This is a genomic window from Bacteroides sp. NSJ-48 (assembly GCF_014287405.1).
Lineage (GTDB): Bacteria > Bacteroidota > Bacteroidia > Bacteroidales > Bacteroidaceae > Bacteroides > Bacteroides stercoris.
Window position 1 is genome coordinate 1 of the sequence record NZ_JACOOD010000005.1, and the last position, 18,205, is coordinate 18,205.

At 49.5% G+C, this 18,205-nt stretch carries 20 protein-coding genes and 1 pseudogene; 15 read left to right on the forward strand and 6 right to left on the reverse strand.

The features are described from left to right. Positions 1 to 98, forward strand: a pseudogene (locus H8S52_RS19895) (IS982 family transposase); the annotation flags it as partial. An 18-nt stretch (positions 99 to 116) separates the two neighbouring features. Here H8S52_RS19895 and H8S52_RS03590 read toward each other — a convergent pair. From H8S52_RS03590 to truA, 4 genes are all read right to left on the reverse strand, one after another. Then, positions 117 to 761, reverse strand: coding sequence for a DUF3256 family protein (locus tag H8S52_RS03590; protein WP_151878502.1), 645 nt, complete (start codon positions 759 to 761; stop codon positions 117 to 119). 51 nt (positions 762 to 812) lie between these two features. Beyond that, positions 813 to 1,283: a GAF domain-containing protein gene (locus H8S52_RS03595; protein WP_016661526.1), complete on the reverse strand. Its 471-nt coding sequence runs from the start codon at positions 1,281 to 1,283 to the stop codon at positions 813 to 815. Positions 1,284 to 1,299: 16 nt separating this feature from the next. Then, a complete protein-coding gene (locus H8S52_RS03600) occupies positions 1,300 to 2,199 on the reverse strand; it encodes a DMT family transporter (protein ID WP_016661527.1) in 900 nt (299 codons plus the stop codon). A gap of 90 nt (positions 2,200 to 2,289) precedes the next feature. Continuing rightward, positions 2,290 to 3,045, reverse strand: coding sequence for a tRNA pseudouridine(38-40) synthase TruA (gene truA / locus H8S52_RS03605; protein ID WP_117666498.1), 756 nt, complete (start codon positions 3,043 to 3,045; stop codon positions 2,290 to 2,292). A gap of 147 nt (positions 3,046 to 3,192) precedes the next feature. On the opposite strand from truA, the gene H8S52_RS03610 reads away from it, so the two are divergent. Further along, the gene (locus H8S52_RS03610) at positions 3,193 to 3,873 is read left to right on the forward strand and encodes a DUF5715 family protein (RefSeq protein ID WP_117985519.1); all 681 of its coding nucleotides are present in this window, start codon (positions 3,193 to 3,195) and stop codon (positions 3,871 to 3,873) included. 61 nt (positions 3,874 to 3,934) lie between these two features. Here the strand turns inward: H8S52_RS03610 and H8S52_RS03615 are convergent, their stop codons facing one another. Continuing rightward, a complete protein-coding gene (locus H8S52_RS03615) occupies positions 3,935 to 5,452 on the reverse strand; it encodes an NAD(P)H-hydrate dehydratase (protein WP_181987255.1) in 1,518 nt (505 codons plus the stop codon). Positions 5,453 to 5,548: 96 nt separating this feature from the next. On the opposite strand from H8S52_RS03615, the gene H8S52_RS03620 reads away from it, so the two are divergent. The 3 genes from H8S52_RS03620 to H8S52_RS03630 all read left to right on the forward strand — a co-directional run bounded on the left by H8S52_RS03620 (position 5,549) and on the right by H8S52_RS03630 (position 8,299). Then, positions 5,549 to 7,087 carry a peptide MFS transporter gene (locus tag H8S52_RS03620; protein ID WP_186909302.1) on the forward strand — a complete coding sequence of 513 codons (1,539 nt, stop codon included), beginning with the start codon at positions 5,549 to 5,551 and terminating at the stop codon, positions 7,085 to 7,087. 40 nt (positions 7,088 to 7,127) lie between these two features. Continuing rightward, complete coding sequence (gene hpt / locus H8S52_RS03625; protein ID WP_005657966.1) at positions 7,128 to 7,664, forward strand: hypoxanthine phosphoribosyltransferase; 537 nt, start codon at positions 7,128 to 7,130, stop codon at positions 7,662 to 7,664. A 62-nt stretch (positions 7,665 to 7,726) separates the two neighbouring features. Then, complete coding sequence (locus H8S52_RS03630; RefSeq protein ID WP_005657968.1) at positions 7,727 to 8,299, forward strand: adenylate kinase; 573 nt, start codon at positions 7,727 to 7,729, stop codon at positions 8,297 to 8,299. A 57-nt stretch (positions 8,300 to 8,356) separates the two neighbouring features. Here H8S52_RS03630 and H8S52_RS03635 read toward each other — a convergent pair whose 3' ends face one another. Then, a complete protein-coding gene (locus H8S52_RS03635; RefSeq protein ID WP_186909303.1) occupies positions 8,357 to 8,920 on the reverse strand; it encodes a helix-hairpin-helix domain-containing protein in 564 nt (187 codons plus the stop codon). 164 nt (positions 8,921 to 9,084) lie between these two features. Between H8S52_RS03635 and obgE the strand changes: the two genes are divergently transcribed. The 10 genes from obgE to H8S52_RS03685 all read left to right on the forward strand — a co-directional run bounded on the left by obgE (position 9,085) and on the right by H8S52_RS03685 (position 18,138). After that, positions 9,085 to 10,266 (forward strand): GTPase ObgE, encoded by a 1,182-nt coding sequence (gene obgE, locus H8S52_RS03640; RefSeq protein WP_186909304.1) that lies wholly within the window; start codon positions 9,085 to 9,087, stop codon positions 10,264 to 10,266. Beyond that, positions 10,263 to 11,096 (forward strand): peptidoglycan editing factor PgeF, encoded by an 834-nt coding sequence (pgeF, locus tag H8S52_RS03645; protein ID WP_117857753.1) that lies wholly within the window; start codon positions 10,263 to 10,265, stop codon positions 11,094 to 11,096. The genes obgE and pgeF overlap by 4 nt, the downstream gene beginning before the upstream one ends. Positions 11,097 to 11,209: 113 nt before the next feature. Beyond that, positions 11,210 to 11,665, forward strand: coding sequence for a DUF6078 family protein (locus tag H8S52_RS03650; RefSeq protein ID WP_005657976.1), 456 nt, complete (start codon positions 11,210 to 11,212; stop codon positions 11,663 to 11,665). A 207-nt stretch (positions 11,666 to 11,872) separates the two neighbouring features. Then, complete coding sequence (locus H8S52_RS03655) at positions 11,873 to 12,538, forward strand: B3/4 domain-containing protein (protein ID WP_117857752.1); 666 nt, start codon at positions 11,873 to 11,875, stop codon at positions 12,536 to 12,538. Between the two features lie 137 nt (positions 12,539 to 12,675). Continuing rightward, positions 12,676 to 13,674, forward strand: coding sequence for a PhoH family protein (locus H8S52_RS03660; protein WP_005657979.1), 999 nt, complete (start codon positions 12,676 to 12,678; stop codon positions 13,672 to 13,674). A 33-nt stretch (positions 13,675 to 13,707) separates the two neighbouring features. After that, positions 13,708 to 14,649, forward strand: a complete 942-nt coding sequence (locus tag H8S52_RS03665) for a phosphoribosylaminoimidazolesuccinocarboxamide synthase (protein WP_016661534.1) — start codon at positions 13,708 to 13,710, stop codon at positions 14,647 to 14,649. A 10-nt stretch (positions 14,650 to 14,659) separates the two neighbouring features. Then, on the forward strand, positions 14,660 to 15,397 hold the full coding sequence (gene ubiE / locus H8S52_RS03670; protein ID WP_186909305.1) for a bifunctional demethylmenaquinone methyltransferase/2-methoxy-6-polyprenyl-1,4-benzoquinol methylase UbiE: 738 nt from the start codon (positions 14,660 to 14,662) through the stop codon (positions 15,395 to 15,397). 33 nt (positions 15,398 to 15,430) lie between these two features. Continuing rightward, the gene (locus tag H8S52_RS03675) at positions 15,431 to 16,177 is read left to right on the forward strand and encodes a shikimate dehydrogenase (RefSeq protein ID WP_117907149.1); all 747 of its coding nucleotides are present in this window, start codon (positions 15,431 to 15,433) and stop codon (positions 16,175 to 16,177) included. Between the two features lies 1 nt (position 16,178). Further along, entirely contained in the window at positions 16,179 to 17,195 is a 1,017-nt protein-coding gene (locus H8S52_RS03680) for an alpha/beta hydrolase (protein ID WP_005657986.1), read from the forward strand. A gap of 40 nt (positions 17,196 to 17,235) precedes the next feature. Beyond that, a complete protein-coding gene (locus H8S52_RS03685; protein WP_186909306.1) occupies positions 17,236 to 18,138 on the forward strand; it encodes a YgcG family protein in 903 nt (300 codons plus the stop codon). Positions 18,139 to 18,205 lie beyond the last annotated feature (67 nt).

Below are 18,205 nucleotides of genomic sequence, written 5' to 3' on the forward strand. Positions count from 1 at the left end.
CCAACTCCTTGTCGGCTATCGCGGCATACTGCTTTTTTGAAAAGAAGCCCGCCATTGACGTAAATTTTGTCAATGACGGACAACTTGCTATTTTTTGATTTTATTTCGAACTCACGTTAATTATTGAACTTCCCTTCTTTCCACGTATAGATTATAGGGTCGCGGAGAAACGGTTTCAGTTTTTCCGCTGCTTCTTTTTCCATATAGTCGGGAGTGGTAAAAGTAAAAGTCAGCGTAGCGTCCTTCCCCGAAAGGTCGGCTTTCATTAGAAGCATATCAGCCTGAAGGCGAGCATCCTGATAGCGGTACACATCTACCGTATCGGAAGCAGGCAGAATAAAATCATCCATATTAGGTAATGATGCCAGATAGGATGCAGCGGGCAACTCTTCCCAACCGGTAGTATAGAACTTGATATGACTGTCACAAGCCGGAGCACAAACTGTAGAAACAGTACAGATAAGACGGGTACTGTCGTTCACTGACAAAAGTTTCATCTGCCAGGTACTTTGAGGTGTTACCTGCACACGGATATAATCGGGAGTAAGCTCAGTCATTTCCGACTTACCGCCAAAACGATTGGTTACTTCCGCTTTCATCTTGCTCTCCAAGAAGTCAATGAAGTCGGCACGATTCACAGCCGTAAGCAACGGACTCAGAGAATCGGGCATATTGGTAAAACAAGTTTTTGCCAGTTGCGCCGACAAAGAACCAATTCCCATACCTGCTACAAATAAAAAGACTATCAACTTCTTCACCATATCCCTATAATATTTTATCAATACTAAAATCTTATTATTATAAAAATCACCTTACAGATAAGAACACAACTCCTGCAAAAAACGCGCATCCACCTCATCAAAACTATTCAAGTTTTCACTGTCCACATCCAGCACACCCCATACTTCTCCCTTTGCACGAAGAAGCGGGAGCACTATTTCCGAACGCGACAAAGAGCTGCATGCTATATGTCCCGGGAAAGCATCCACATCCGGTACAACCAGCACTTCACCCCTCTCCCAGGCCGTTCCGCAAACGCCACGCCCTTTCTTTATTCTGGTACAAGCCACCGGACCCTGAAAAGGGGCAAGCACCAACTCCTCACCTTTCACCAGATAAAATCCTACCCAGAAAAAGTGAAAAGTCTCTTTCAGTGCAGCCGCAACATTAGCCAGATTGGCGATAAGGTCATCCTCTCCTTCAATCAGACACTTAATTTGCGGAAGCAACATACGATACTTCTCTTCTTTGCCGCCATTACTGATGCACAAATCTTCTGCCATACGCGCTATTGAAATTCTATTTGCTCCCCAAATATAGGAAGAACATTCCAATCAGCACCAAAATGAGGTCTACTGCCTTGCTTTTTAAATTCTTTTCACGGAAGAAAAGGGCGCCGAACAGGAAAGAAACAACCACACTGCCACGTCGTACCATAGATACGATAGAAATCATGGAATCCTCATAACTCAAGGCATAGAAATACACAAAGTCTGCCGCACAAAGAAAGACAGATATACCGATGATAGTCCAATCCCAACGGAACGGTGTACTTTCCTTTCTCTTGGGATACCACAGCAACAGGATAATGGGGCACATGATAAATACCTGATAGATGTTGTACCATGACTGCACCACCATAGGCGGCAGCTGCTTCATCAGATACTTGTCGTATAATCCGCTGACAGCACCCGTCACGGCCGCCAGAACAATAAAAAGAATCCATTTATTGTGCTTGAAGTCGATACCCTCTTTTTTACCGGAACGGCTCAACATAAAGAACGACAGGACTGCCAACATCACACCTATCCATTGATACAGATTGAGCCGTTCGCCGAATACAAGCATGGCTCCCACAAGTACCATTACCGGACGCGTTGCATTAATCGGGCCTACAATGGTAAGCGGCAAGTGCTTCATTCCGAAATATCCGAATATCCACGAGGAAAGAACGATGAAAGATTTGATGATGATAAATTTATGCACATCCCATCCCACTACAGGAACATCAAACATCGTACCTCCCAACACAGCAGGAGCAAAACACGATACCAGAATAAACGGAAGAAATATTAAACTGGAAAATACCGTATTCAAAAACAAGACCGGAAGCACGGCATTGTCTTTGAGCGCCTGCTTCTTGAAAGCATCATAAAATCCCAGCAAGGCTGCCGAGAGAAAGGCTAATAATAACCACATTGATTTTAGCTATGAATTATGAGTTATAAGTTATGAATTAGTTATATTACAAGAAGAGAAAGAGTAAAAGTAATCACTTATCACTAACCACTAACCGCTAATAAAAGTTTCTTCAGGATAGGCAACATCTACAAGGAACAAAGCGTTACCGGGAACGGAAGTTCCTGCACGGCACCGGTCTTTTTGTTCGATAACCCGGCGAAAGCCCCCGATGGTAAGTTTACCCCTGCCGACTTCGAGTAATGTGCCCACTACAGCACGTACCATGTTCCGCAGAAAACGGTCGGCCTGAATGGTAAATACCCAGGTCACTTCATCTACCTGCGTCCAGGCAGCGTGCATTATCTTGCAATTATTGGTTTTGACATCGGTATGCAACTTGCTGAAACTGGTAAAATCCGTATATTCAAACAAAGTCCGGGCAGCTTCGTTCATCCGTTCAAAGTCCGGAGTCTGGAACAGACGGCAACGATACTGACGATTGAAAGGCATCTTGGCCGTAGTAACATAGTATTTGTATGTACGTGCCGTGGCATCAAAGCGCGCATGAGCATCGGGACGTACGGCACGCAGACGGTAAACGGAAATGTCCGGGGGAAGCAGGCGGTTCAGCTTATCCGTCATGAATATCACATCCAACGGAGTTTCACTGTCAAAATGCGCCACCATTAGGGAAGCATGTACACCGGCATCGGTGCGTCCGGCACCCACCACCTCCACTTCACGCCGCAACAAGGTAGAGAGTGCTTTCATCAAACACTCCTGCACACTTGCACCGTTGGGCTGAATCTGCCAGCCATGATAAGCTGTGCCGTCGTAGGCCAAATAGATAAAATATCGCTGCACGTTTCTTTTTATTCCTGAATTTGGCTGCAAAGGTACAAAAAGAGGGGAAAAAAGCAGCAAACTCTTCCAATTGTTCTATAGGATTACACTATCTTTGCAGGAATTTTCACCACAAATTACACAATTCTACAAAGTTCAGAATTAATTATGTATAATAAAAGCCGTTTTATTTCCCTGTTTTTATTGGCAGGCATGGCAATCACTTGCTGCCTGGCTGGATGTAAGAAAAAAGACATGTCCCTCAAGCTGAATGAACCGCACAACATACGGGGTGTTATCAGCTACAAACGTTCTTTCGGCGATTTGAATGAAAAGCATTTGAATGTGGCGCAGGCTATCGGCATCCGTCCGTTAGCATCGCGCGAGGAAGCGGAAAAGATGAAAGAAAAGTTGCAGTATATCGCTACAAATGATTTGTACGCGGTTGATTCTTTGACGCATTCCGTCCCGTATCTCATTCCGGGAGCGGCTGCCCTACTCGATACAATCGGTTATAACTTTCTCGATTCCTTGGCTGCCAAAGGCCTGAATCCGAACAAGATTACAGTAACTTCCGTACTGCGTACAAAAGACGATGTCAAGCGTTTGCGCCGTCGCAACGGCAATGCATCCGAAAATTCCGCTCATTGCTACGGCACGACATTCGATGTCAGTTGGAAACGCTTCCAGAAGGTAGAGGATGAAGACGGACGTCCGTTACAGGATGTCAGTTCGGATACATTGAAGCTGGTGCTGTCCGAGGTATTGCGCGACTTGAAGAAAGCAGAAAAGTGCTACATTAAATATGAACTGAGGCAAGGTTGTTTCCACATTACTACAAGAATGTAAAAAACGAACCTATTAGTTTTTAAAACATCAGAATATTGAAATACCAACATTAACATGCAGTTTACAATTTCTCCTCCAGCATCCGCCATGCCAACGGTAGGCAAGTAACAATATCCCCTGCCGTCATACCCATTGCTCCATGCTTCTTGCAAGCAATATCTCCCGCCAGTCCATGGACATAAGCAGCCATACGTGCAGCAGTTTCCGCATCGTATCCCTGCGCCAGCAAGGCCAATACGACACCCGTAAGCACATCACCGCTACCCCCTGTCGCCATGCCGGGATTTCCGGTAGGATTAAACCAGCACTTTTCCGATGGTGCAATAATAACGGAATAAGCTCCTTTCAATATAATGTATACTCCGGCGCTTTTTGCCAGTTCACGGGCTTTTGTCAAACGCTCGTACGAGTTCTGACATTTCCCAACCAACCGTTCCAATTCTTTGGGATGCGGAGTGAGAATACTGCCTTTGGGCAAACGACCGATGTAACTGCGGTGTTCGCCTAACAGGTTCAACGCATCGGCATCCACTATCATGGGCGTCTGGCAAGAATCTATCTGATCCAGTAAAGCAGCTTCGGTATCTTCCGCCCTGCCTAATCCCGGACCGATACCTACCGCCTGATAGTCGTCAGTATCAGTGGCACAAGAAAAACGAACATCGTTTATATCTATTTCCGTCATGGCCTCCGGTACGGCAGTCTGCACGATAAAATTATTGCAAAAAGGAATATGAACCGTAAGCAATCCCACTCCGGAGCGCAGGCAAGCACGTGCCGCAAGCACCGACGCTCCCGCCATTCCTTGCGAACCTGCTATCAACAAGGCACGTCCGAAGCTTCCTTTATGTGCAAACTTGCCGCGCGGCTTCAGCATCGATGCCATATCCTCGTGTTCCGTCAACGCAAAATCCGTTTCCTTTTCTGTAATGGCTTCCTCACTCAAACCGATATCCAGCAATTGCCACTCGCCCACAAACGGCTCGTTCTCGGCAAAGAGAAAAGCCAGCTTCGGCAGTTGCAAGCTTAGCGTCAGGTCTGCACGGATGATATTAGCCTGAATATTATAGGTATTGTCCTCTCCCATTAAACCGGAAGGCACATCAATGGCAACTACCGTAGCCGGCGAGGAGTTGATGTACTTCACTACCGCAGCGAAACCACCGCTCAAGGGTTTGTTCAGTCCGCTACCGAACAGTCCGTCTACAACCACATGCTCCGCTGTCAGCACTGGCGGCACGAATTGCGTGGTTATCTCATGAAAATCAATTCCGGAAACCCTTGCCAAACGTTCCTTGTTCGTTTCGCAATCCGGAGACAAAGTACCTTTCGTATTAAAGAGATATACCTCCACCCGGTATCCCTGCTCTGCCAGCAGACGCGAAACAGCCAGCGCGTCTCCCCCATTGTTGCCGGGCCCGGCAAATACCGTAAAAGGAGTTTCCGCTCCCCAGCGCTCGGATATGGCTTTTGCCAGAGCCTGCGAAGCGCGCTCCATAAGGTCAATGGAAGCAATCGGCTCATTCTCTATCGTATAGGCATCCAGTTCTTTTATCTGAATGGTAGGAAATATTTTTATCATTGCAGTTTATTCGTTTAAGTTACGAGCAAAGGTACAAAAAATAATAACTACTTTTGCGGCTCAAAACATATAAAGACAATTAACACATAACCAATGAGCACATCCAAACACCCTAAAGGACTTTACCTGATTTTCGCCACCAGTACCGCAGAACGTTTCAGCTACTATGGCATGCGGGCTATTTTCATTCTGTTCCTGACACAGGCCTTGCTGTTCGACAAGGAACACGCCGCTTCCATCTACGGCAGCTACACCGGACTCGTCTACCTCACCCCGCTTATCGGCGGATATATTGCCGACAAATACTGGGGCATCCGCCGTTCTGTCTTCTGGGGAGCCATCATGATGGCATTGGGACAGTTTCTGATGTTCTTCAGCGCTTCCATGCTGGATGCAGCCCAACTGTCGCACTGGCTGATGTATGGCGGACTCACCTTCCTTATATTGGGAAACGGATGTTTCAAACCTACGGTATCTTCCCTCGTGGGACAATTGTACGAACCGGGCGACAGACGGTTGGACTCCGCCTATACCATATTCTATATGGGCGTCAACGTAGGCTCTTTCCTTGCCCCGCTGGTATGCGGCTATTTTGGCGAAACCGGTAATCCGAACGACTTCAAATGGGGCTTTCTGATTGCCGCAATTGTCACCGTCTTTACGGTCATATTGTTCGAGACGCAGAAGAATAAATACCTTATCGGTCCCGACGGCAAGCAGCTCGGCATCATTCCCGATGCTAAAAAGGAACAACCGCAAGCTACAAAGACAGCCGCCCAATCCACTACGCACAACAGCAAGAAAAAACGTAATTATCTCTTATTGGGAGTATTGACAATAGCGCTTGCCGTTTTCTTCTACTGGTGTTTCGGCAACGACTGGATCAGCATCGGCATCTTCACCGCCTGTATCGTCTTTCCTGTCAGCATCCTGTTGGAAGGCTCGCTTACGAAGATTGAACGCGACCGCATCTTTGTCATCTATATCATCGCTTTCTTCGTAATCTTCTTCTGGGCAGCCTACGAACAGGCAGGCGCTTCACTGACGCTTTTCGCTTCCGAACAGACCGACCGCGTTATCTTCGGCTGGGAAATGCCGGCTTCCTGGATACAGTCATTCAATCCATTCTTCGTAGTGATACTGGCAGCCATCATGCCGGGAGTATGGGGCTTCCTCAATAAACGGGGCATGGAACCCGCCTCTCCCACCAAACAGGCCATCGGCTTGCTGCTTCTCTCCTTGGGTTACCTCGTTATCTGCTTCGCTGTAAAGGATGTGCAACCCGGCGTCAAGGTAAGCCTCATCTGGCTCACAGGACTTTATTTCATCCACACCATGGGCGAAATTGCCCTTTCGCCTATCGGATTGTCCATGGTGAACAAGCTCACTCCTATCCGCTTTGCTTCGCTGATGATGGGTATATGGTACCTCTCCACGGCCACAGCCAACAAGTTTGCGGGTACGCTGAGCGGACTCTATCCCGAAGCCGGAAAAGTAAAGACACTGCTTGGCTACCGCATAGAAACGATGTACGACTTCTTCATGGTATTTGTCGTAATGTCCGCCACCGCATCGCTTATCCTTTTCCTACTCTCAAAGAAATTGCAGAAGATGATGCACGGAGTGGAATAAAATCACTATTTTTGCGCCAACTTTCTAAAAACTCCCATTTATGGATACCATACAAATAAAAGACAAAATGTTCACTGTTTCCATTAAGGAACAGGACATATTGAAAGAAGTAACCCGTGTAGCGAACGAAATCAACCGCGACTTGGCAGGTAAGAATCCGCTTTTCCTGAGTGTGCTGAACGGCTCGTTCATGTTTACTTCCGACCTGATGAAGCGCATCACCATTCCTTGTGAGATTTCTTTCGTTAAACTTGCCTCTTATCAGGGAGTATCTTCTACGGGAGTAATCAAAGAAGTGATCGGCATCAACGAAGACATCTCCGGACGTACCATTGTCATTGTCGAAGATATCGTAGATACCGGCCTCACCATGCAACGCCTGCTGGAAACCCTCGGCACACGCGGCCCCAAGGAAATTCACATTGCCTCGTTACTGGTGAAACCCGACAAGTTGAAAGTAGACTTGAACATCGAATACGTAGCCATGAACATTCCCAACGACTTCATCGTGGGCTATGGTCTGGACTATGACGGATTCGGACGAAACTATCCCGACATCTATACCGTAGTAGACTGAAACCGGGAAAAGGCAGCAAGGCAAAGGTATTAATTTGTAAATCAAAAATAATAGCTAAACAAATGTTGAACATTGTAATTTTCGGTGCTCCCGGTTCAGGTAAGGGAACACAAAGCGAGAGAATTGTAGAGAAGTACGGTATCAACCACATTTCTACCGGAGACGTGCTCCGCGCAGAAATCAAGAACGGCACTGAGCTGGGCAAGACAGCCAAAGGCTACATCGACCAGGGACAACTGTTGCCGGACGAACTGATTATTGACATCCTGGCAAGCACACTGGACAGCTTCAAGGATAGCAAAGGCGTTATTTTCGACGGCTTCCCCCGTACTATCGCACAGGCAGAGGCATTGAAGAAGATGCTTGCCGAACGCGGACAAAGCGTAAACGTTATGCTGGACCTTGACGTTCCCGAAGACGAACTGATGAAACGCCTCATCAAGCGCGGACAGGAATCAGGCCGTGCCGACGACAATGAAGAGACTATCAAGAAACGTCTTACCGTATATCATTCACAGACAGCTCCGCTTATCGATTGGTATAAGAACGAAAAGCTGTATGCACACATCAAAGGTATAGGCGAACTGGATACTATTACGGCAGATGTTTGCAAAGCAATTGACGCTGCAAAATAATATTTGATATCTAAAGCAGATATTTTTAACGCAAATTACGCGAACCACTACGGATGACTACTCGTCCGTGCGGTTCGCGTAATTTATATTGTTTCCTACATCGGCTCTCAGCCGTTCCACCATTTTACATAGATTCGCCTCGTTCTGTTCATCCGAAACAGTGGGGTCTTTCACAAAATACCCGCAAGGCAAGTCCGGACAATCACCGCAATTCTTTTTCCTCTTGGTGCGGCAGCAGTCATAAATGCGGCAGACATCATCACCCGTATACCGCAACCAGAATACTTTTCCTTTTATTTTCCTGCATCCGCTGCATTCCAGCGGAAAAGAAGCACACTCCACGCAAACCGCACCGCAGGGAGAAGGCTCAACAAAGTCATCTTTCCAGAACCACCACTTGCACTTCATCGGGTCGGGATTCCCGGTGTTTACAAAGTATTCCACGGCACGATAAAGGTACAACTGGCAGCGGTCAAGAGTGCAACCGCGCAACCGGCACTCCTCGGCATAAAGTTCTTCGGCGCTCTTGCCACGCAATGAGGCGATAGTGGTATACCCCATCAGTATCAAGTCCTGCTCCGTGCAGGCACCTATATTGGGAATCGTTCTCAGTTCACTCATTAAGATTATTGTATTAGGATGTAAATCAATGAACAAAAATAACGTTATCAATCCATCCAACCTAACAAATCACAACCCAAATTTGAGCATATCGCTTGAAATCACTAATTTTGCGCCTGTTATCCCGACGATAACAATAAAGAAACCTAAAAAGTAAAAAGAATATGGCTGAATCGAATTTTGTTGACTACGTAAAAATCTATTGCCGCTCCGGTAAGGGCGGTCGAGGCTCCACGCACATGCGGCGTGAAAAATACATTCCCAATGGCGGCCCCGACGGAGGTGACGGAGGACGAGGCGGCCACGTGATTCTCCGCGGCAACCGCAACTACTGGACCCTGCTGCACCTGCGCTACGACCGCCACATCATGGCAGGCCACGGCGAGTCGGGCTCCAAGAACCGCAGTTTCGGCAAGGACGGAGAGGATAAAATAATCGAAGTGCCCTGCGGCACGGTAGTGTACAATGCCGAAACCGGTGAATACATCTGCGATGTAACCGAGCATGGTCAGGAAGTCATTCTGCTGAAAGGCGGACGCGGCGGACTGGGTAACTGGCACTTCAAAACCGCCACCCGTCAGGCTCCCCGCTTCGCACAGCCGGGCGAACCGATGCAGGAAATGACGGTTATCATGGAGCTGAAACTGCTGGCGGACGTCGGTCTGGTAGGCTTCCCCAATGCAGGAAAGTCGACACTGCTCTCGGCTGTGTCTTCGGCAAAACCGAAAATCGCCAACTATCCCTTCACTACATTGGAGCCCAATCTGGGTATCGTGTCCTATCGCGACGGAAAGTCATTCGTTATGGCGGACATTCCCGGCATCATCGAAGGGGCAAGTGCGGGCAAAGGTTTGGGACTCCGTTTCCTGCGCCACATCGAACGCAACTCACTGTTGCTGTTCATGGTTCCTGCCGACAGCGACGACATCCGTAAGGAATATGAAATTCTGCTGAACGAATTGCGTACTTTCAATCCCGAAATGCTGGACAAGCAGCGTGTGCTTGCCATTACGAAATGCGATATGCTGGATCAGGAGCCGATGGACGAGATAGAGCCTACACTACCCGAAAGCATTCCGCACGTATTCATTTCGGCCATTTCCGGTCTGGGCATCTCCACACTGAAAGATATGCTGTGGGAAGAGCTGAACAAGGAAAGCAACAAGATAGAAGGCAAGATTGAAAGCATTGCCCACCGCGCCAAAGACATGAGCCACCTGAAAGAGGAACTGAAAGACGAAGGCGAGGACGAAGACCTCAGCTACGAATACGTTGACGACGAGGACATCGAGGACCTTGAAGACTTTGAATACGAAGAAGAGGATTGGGAGGATGACAGAAAATGATTCCTCTCACAAAAGATAAAAGAATGTTGGGATATGAGGTACTTGCCCCATATCCCGACATTTCTTGTTTTGTAACCACCCGGCATGGCGGATGCAGCACCGGCAGCTATGCTTCTTTCAACTGCACTCCTTACACCGGAGACAATGCGGATTGCGTACGCAAAAACCGGGAACTGTTATGCACCGCCCTGCCTGTGCGCCCTCAGGAACTTATCATTCCCTTTCAGACCCACGGCACCGATTCCCTCATCATCGACGATACCTATCTGAACGCAACGCATAGCGAACGGCAAGCCATGCTGCAAGGCATCGATGCACTCATTACCCGCATGCCCGGCTGCTGCATCTGCATCTCCACTGCCGATTGCATTCCCGTATTATTATATGACAGGCAACGCCGCATTGTTGCCGCAGTCCATGCAGGCTGGCGGGGAACGGTAAACCGCATTCTTGCCAAAACCCTTCACCGGATGCAGTCTGCCTACGGAACAGAAGGAACGGATATCATTGCCTGCATAGGGCCGGGCATCTCCCTCGACTCGTTCGAGGTGGGCGATGAGGTATATGAAACGTTTCGCACCGAAAATTTCCCGATGGAATACATATCCGTATGGAAGCCCGAAACGCACAAATACCATATAGATTTGTGGGCAGCCAACCGTTTGCAACTCTCCGACTTCGGAGTGCCGCCCCGGCAGATAGAGAATGCAGGCATCTGTACCTACCGGCAACATGAGGACTTCTTCTCGGCACGGCGTCTGGGCATCAAGTCGGGACGTATCCTGTCGGGAATTATGTTGAACGGACAGGAAAAGGAAGAAAGAAAGTAACGCCTATATTTGAAGGAGTTGCAGTTTATGGCTACTTTTGTACCGTGTCGATAAGTTGAAGCAACTCTAATTCTCGACTCACATTATACGAACAAACCAATACCTCCAATGATATGAAACAAAACCGGGAAGACATTCCTTTCGAATATGCCCATTGTTTTGCCACAGACGGGCAGTGTCCGCAACGTTCGGGATGCCTGCATGCCCTGATAACGGAGCTTCCGATGAAAACATCGCAATACGCAAGCAATATCATAACCGCCATAGACCCGCGCTACATTGCTTCGCTGCATGGCAAGGGCGGCTGTACCTTCTACCGTAGCTCCGACCTCAAGCGTTATGCCTGCGGAATGTCCCGGATGTTCGATGCCGTGCCCAGCAGAATCGTAAGCGAAGTCAGAAGATGTGTACAGAATTGCTTCACCTGCCGCAGCTATTACTTTGCCAGCCGCAAAGGCAAGAGACTTATCTCACCCGCAGAACAGGCGGAGATTGCATCCGTTTTCCGTGCCCTTTGCCCGGAGTTACGTCCCATATACGACAGCTTTGAGGAAAGATACGAATGGTGACCGGAGAAGTACAGGCGGGTGATACTGCAAACCTGCCTGTGCCAGACCTATCCCGCACTTAGTTTATTTTTATTTATCCACAATAAACTTCGAGTTTAATCCTATTAAACTCCGGGTTCATTAGGATTAAACCTGAAGTTTAACGCCGTTAAATTCCAAGTTTATCCACGACGAACCGACAGTAAACCATACACAATGAAAAGCCCCATGTACCACATCACCTTATCCGAAGAGATTAAGCGCCTCTGCCCCGCCTTTCAGGGCGTTGCCGTCATGGCGCAAGTAACCAACTCCGCACACAACGCAGAGCTGTGGCGGGAAATCGACGCTTTCACCCGCGAACTGAGAGCCGGTGAAACCGCGGAAAGCATCAAACAGCAACCCGCCATCGCCGCCACCCGCGAAGCCTACAAGCGTTGCGGCAAAGATCCCAGCCGTTACCGTCCTTCCGCCGAAGCATTGCGCCGCCGTCTTATGCGGGGGCTCGAACTGTACCAAATCGACACGCTGGTAGACCTCATCAACCTCGTATCGCTCCGCACCGGATATTCCATCGGCGGTTTCGATGCGGACAAGATACAGGGAGACAGCCTTGAACTCGGCATCGGACGTGCGGAAGAACCCTTCGAAGGCATCGGGCGCGGAACGCTGAACATCGAGGGGCTTCCCGTCTACCGCGACCGGGCAGGCGGCATAGGCACTCCCACCAGCGACAACGAACGTACCAAAATGGGACTCGAAACCCGGCGTATCCTTGCCATAGTCAACGGATACAACGGACGCGAAGGGCTGGCGGAAGCCGCCGGAATGATACAGGAACTCCTGCGGAAATACGCAGACTCCGACGGCGGAACAATACTCTATTTTGAATAAACAATGACAACAAAGTGATGCCACCATGCAAGCCGGTGCAAAAAAATAACACGCAGAACCGTCCAAGTATTCAAACGTTTCACTACATTTGCAAAACGTTTTACCTGAAAAAAAGAATTGAACTTTAAAACATATCGATGATAGAAAAACTGATTGTTCTTGAGGATATCGACCCGGTTATCTTTTACGGCGTAAACAACGCCAATATGCAACTGATAAAAGCTTTGTATCCCAAACTCCGCATCGTTGCCCGCGGCAATGTCATCAAAGTGCTGGGAGATGAAGAGGAGATGTGCGCGTTTGAAGAAAACATCACCAAACTCGAAAAATATTGTGCCGAATATAATTCTCTGAAAGAGGAAGTCATCATCGATATCGTCAAAGGGAACGCCCCGCAGGCTGAGAAGTCGGGCAATGTCATCGTGTTCAGCGTAACGGGAAAGCCCATTATTCCGCGCAGCGAAAACCAGTTGAAACTGGTAGAGGCATTTAGCAGGAACGACATGGTATTTGCCATAGGCCCTGCCGGGTCGGGCAAGACCTATACGGCCATCGCCCTTGCCGTACGCGCGTTGAAGAACAAGGAGATAAAGAAAATAATCCTCAGCCGTCCCGCCGTAGAGGCCGGAGAGAAACTCGGCTTCCTGCCCGGCGACATGAAGGACAAGATAGACCCGTACCTGCAACCGCTTTACGACGCCTTGCAGGACATGGTTCCCGCCGCCAAACTGAAAGAGTACATGGAGCTGAACATCATTCAGATTGCCCCCCTCGCTTTCATGCGCGGACGCACGCTGAACGATGCCGTAGTAATTTTGGATGAAGCGCAGAACACCACCACCCAACAGATAAAGATGTTCCTCACCCGTATGGGCATGAATACCAAAATGATTGTAACGGGGGATATGACGCAAATCGACCTTCCCCAGTCACAGACTTCCGGACTGGTGCAAGCACTCCGCATCCTGAAAGGCGTGAAAGGAATCAGCTTCATCGAGCTGAACAAAAAAGACATTGTACGCCACAAACTGGTTACTCAGATTGTGGAAGCCTACGAAAAGTTTGACAAAGAAGCGAAAGCCGAACGGGAGAAACGGAAAGCAGAACAAGCCGCCGGACAGCAACTCCCGGCATAGACAGTAAATATCCAACTCATAAATATCACTAAAATGAATGCATTAACAGCAACAGATTTCAACTTTCCCGGACAGCAAAGTGTCTATCATGGAAAAGTGCGCGATGTGTACAACATCAATGGCGAAAAGTTAGTTATGGTCGCTACCGACCGCATTTCAGCCTTCGACGTAGTATTGCCGAAAGGTATTCCTTTCAAAGGACAGATGCTGAACCAGATTGCAGCCAAGTTCCTCGATGCCACCACCGACATCTGCCCCAACTGGAAAACAGCCACCCCCGACCCTATGGTAACCGTGGGCGTTATGTGCGAAGGCTTCCCGGTTGAGATGATTGTACGCGGCTATCTCTGTGGCAGTGCATGGCGCGCCTACAAGAGCGGTGTCCGCGAAATCTGCGGCGTAAAGCTGCCCGAAGGCATGAAGGAGAACCAGAAATTCCCCGAACCCATCATCACCCCGACCACAAAAGCCGAAATCGGCGAGCATGACGCCGACATCTCCAAAGAGGAGATTCTTGCCAAAGGCCTGGCCACTCCCGAAGAGTATGCAATTCTGGAGAAATATACAATGGCACTCTTCAAACGCGGTACGGAAATCGCTGCAGAACGCGGCCTGATTCTCGTCGACACCAAGTACGAATTCGGCAAGCACAACGGCACTATCTACCTGATGGACGAAATCCACACACCGGACTCCAGCCGCTATTTCTACTCCGAAGGCTACGAAGAACGCTTTGCCAAAGGCGAACCGCAAAAGCAGCTTTCAAAGGAATTCGTGCGCGAATGGCTAATGGACAACGGTTTCCAGGGCAAAGAGGGACAGCAGGTTCCGGAAATGACCGACGAAATCGTGACTTCCATCAGCGAACGTTACATTGAGCTGTACGAGCACATCACCGGCGAGAAGTTCGTTAAAGAGGACACAAGCAACATCGCCGAACGTATTGAAAAGAACGTAACGGAGTACTTAAAGTAACGATTGACGGATGGACTACCCCCAAGAACACATCAAGCCTTACGGCAACGACGGCAAGAAGAGCGAACAGGTTGAAGAGATGTTCGACAACATCGCCCCCGCTTACGACAAGCTGAACCATACCCTGTCGATGGGCATAGACCACAGCTGGCGCAAGAAGGCGATTGACACGCTCCGCCCTTTCAGCCCCCGGCGCATAATGGACGTAGCGACCGGAACCGGAGACTTTGCCATACTTGCCTGCCGCGAATTGCAGCCCGATATGCTCATCGGGACCGACATATCCGAAGGCATGATGAATGTGGGACGTGAAAAAGTAAAACAGGCGCACCTCTCGGACAGGATTTCCTTTGCCCGGGAGGACTGCACCTCTCTCTCGTTTGCCGATGAAAGCTTCGATGCCGTGACCGTGGCGTTCGGCATCCGTAACTTTGACGGACTGGATAAAGGATTGTCCGAAATGTGCCGCGTACTCGTACCCGGCGGACATCTCGTCATACTGGAACTCTCCACGCCGGACCGCTTCCCGATGAAACAACTCTTTACCGTCTACTCCAAAGCCGTCATCCCGCTGCTCGGCAAGTTCATTTCGAAAGACAACAGCGCCTACACCTATCTGCCCCAAAGCATCCGCGCCTTTCCGCAAGGCGAAATCATGCAGGGAGTAATCCGCAAGGCAGGGTTCAGCGAGGTACGCTTCAAGCGATTGACTTTCGGAATATGCACCTTATACATTGCTAAGAAATAGTCACTTATATTCCCCCTTTAACACATTTTGGATATGCAGAAATACGGTTTAATCGGTTACCCGCTGAAACATTCGTTCTCCATCGGCTACTTCAACGAGAAATTTAAAGCAGAGAACATTGACGCCGAATATGTGAACTTCGAGATTCCCCGCATCGAAGACTTCATGGAAGTGATTGAAGAAAACCCCAATCTCTGTGGACTCAATGTAACCATTCCCTATAAAGAACAGGTTATACCCTACCTCGACGAACTGGATAAGGACACCGCCAAGATTGGTGCGGTCAACGTTATCAAGATTGTCCGCCTTCCCAAAGGCAAAATCAAGCTGATAGGCTGCAACTCGGACATCATCGGATTTACGCAATCCATCGAACCCCTGCTGCAACCCCAGCACAAGAAAGCGCTTATCCTGGGCACAGGCGGTGCATCCAAAGCCGTATATCGCGGTCTGGAGAATTTAGGAATAGAAAGCACTTTCGTGTCACGTACCAAAAAGGACGACAAGTTCCTGACCTACGGAGAGCTGACTCCCGAAATCATGGCCGAACATACGGTCATCGTAAACTGTACGCCCGTGGGCATGTTCCCCAAAGTGGATTTCTGCCCGGACATACCCTACGAACTGCTTACTCCCAACCATTTGCTCTACGATTTGTTGTATAATCCAAATGAAACACTCTTCATGAAGAAAGGCAAAGCGCAGGGAGCCGTCACCAAGAACGGACTTGAAATGTTGCTGCTGCAAGCCTTTGCCGCATGGGAAATTTGGAACAAGTAACATGAAAAAAATACTGAAATATTCATTCATAGGTCTCGCTGCGCTTTGTACCGCCCTGTTGTGCGGCGGATACTATATGCTGGGGCATGCGCTGAACCCGGATGAACTGATTACACGCTCCCGCAACAGCCAGGCTTCCTACGAATACATGTTCGGGCAATATCCCGAGCTGAAACCGTGGGTGGACAGCCTGCAGACGGCAGGGGCACTGCGCGACTTCTATATAAAGAACGACCGGGGTGAAACCCTGCATGCGCTGTATGTAGCCGCCGCCGAACCCACCCGTAAAACGGCCGTCATTGTGCACGGCTATACCGACAACTCCATCCGCATGCTCAACATCGGCTACCTGTACAACCGGCAACTGAAGTACAACATCCTTCTGCCCGACCTGCACGGTCATGGCGCAAGCGAGGGTGCCGAGATACAAATGGGCTGGCTCGACCGTCTCGACGTACTGCAATGGACCGCAACCGCCGACGAGCTTTTCGGCAGGAACAATGAAACGGTGACCGCAGGCGACAGCACCCGTATGCGCAGCAGCGGTACGGAAATGGTAGTGCACGGCATCTCAATGGGAGCTGCCACCACCATGATGGTGTCCGGTGAAGTGGAACATGGAATACACCAGCAGCCGTTCATCAAATGTTTCGTCGAGGACTGCGGCTATACCAGCGTATGGGATGAGTTCCGGGGCGAACTGAAAGCACAATACGGCTTGCCCGCTTTCCCGCTGCTGCATGTGGCAAGCCGGCTTTGCGAACAAGAGTACGGATGGGATTTCCGTGAAGCTTCGGCTTTGGAGCAGGTCAGGAAGTGTACCTTGCCCATGCTCTTTATACACGGCGATGCGGACTCCTATGTGCCTACATGGATGGTCTACCCTCTTTACGAAGCCAAGCCGGAACCGAAGGAGCTGTGGATTGTTCCGGGTTCCGCACATGCCATGTCCTACAAGGACTATCCGCAGGAATATACGGAGCATGTAAAGAAATTCGTAGGGAAATACATACGTTGACGTGATTTTTCCTACCTTAGCCCCTACAAATACAATAAGTATGAAACGATTTATCTCCATAACATTCCTCTTGTGCATGCTTGTTTCCCTGCAGGCACAAGAGATTTACACTACCGGAAACATTCCTAAAGTACATTTTCAGGACAAGACACGCTACGTTTGCAACCCCGCCGGTATCCTTTCCGCCCCGGCATGCGACGAAATAGACCGCATGCTCTATGCCCTGGAACAGCAAACCGGCATTGAAACCGTAGTGGCAGTTGTCCCGTCCATCGGCAGTGAGGACTGTTTTGACTTCTCGCACCGGTTGCTCAACGAATGGGGCGTTGGCAAGAAAGGAAAGAATAACGGACTGGTTATCCTGCTGGTAACCGACCAGCGCTGTATTCAGTTCTATACCGGATACGGACTGGAAGGAGACCTGCCCGATGCCATTTGCAAACGCATTCAAACGCGGGACATGATTCCTTACCTGAAAGACGGCAACTGGGATGCCGGTATGGTGGCCGGCGTTCGTGCCGTATGCGCCCGTCTTGACGGAAGTATGGCAAACGACCCGGACGAAAGTGACGGCGGCTCTCCAATAGGATTGATTCTGGCCGTTGCGGGGTTCTTTGCCATCGCCATCGCGGCAGGAATACTGAAAACACGCGCTGCAAGCAAATGCCCGCAATGCGGCCAGCATAAGCTGCAACGGAGCAACAGCGTGCTTATCTCACGCCGCAACGGAGTACGGACGGAAGATGTCACCTATACCTGCCGCAATTGCGGACATAAGGTAGTACGCCGCCAACAGTCTTACGATGAGAACTATCAGGGCGGAGGTGGCGGCGGTCCCGTCATTTTCGGAGGCGGCGGCTTCGGCAGCAGTGGCGGAGGATTCAGCGGCGGCAGCTTCGGAGGCGGCATGGGCGGTGGCGGCGGAGCCGGTTCACGGTTCTGAGCGGAACGGCCGGGCGTCTCCTGTAACAAACCAATTCAGATTGCATCATTAATAACAAAAAAAGAAG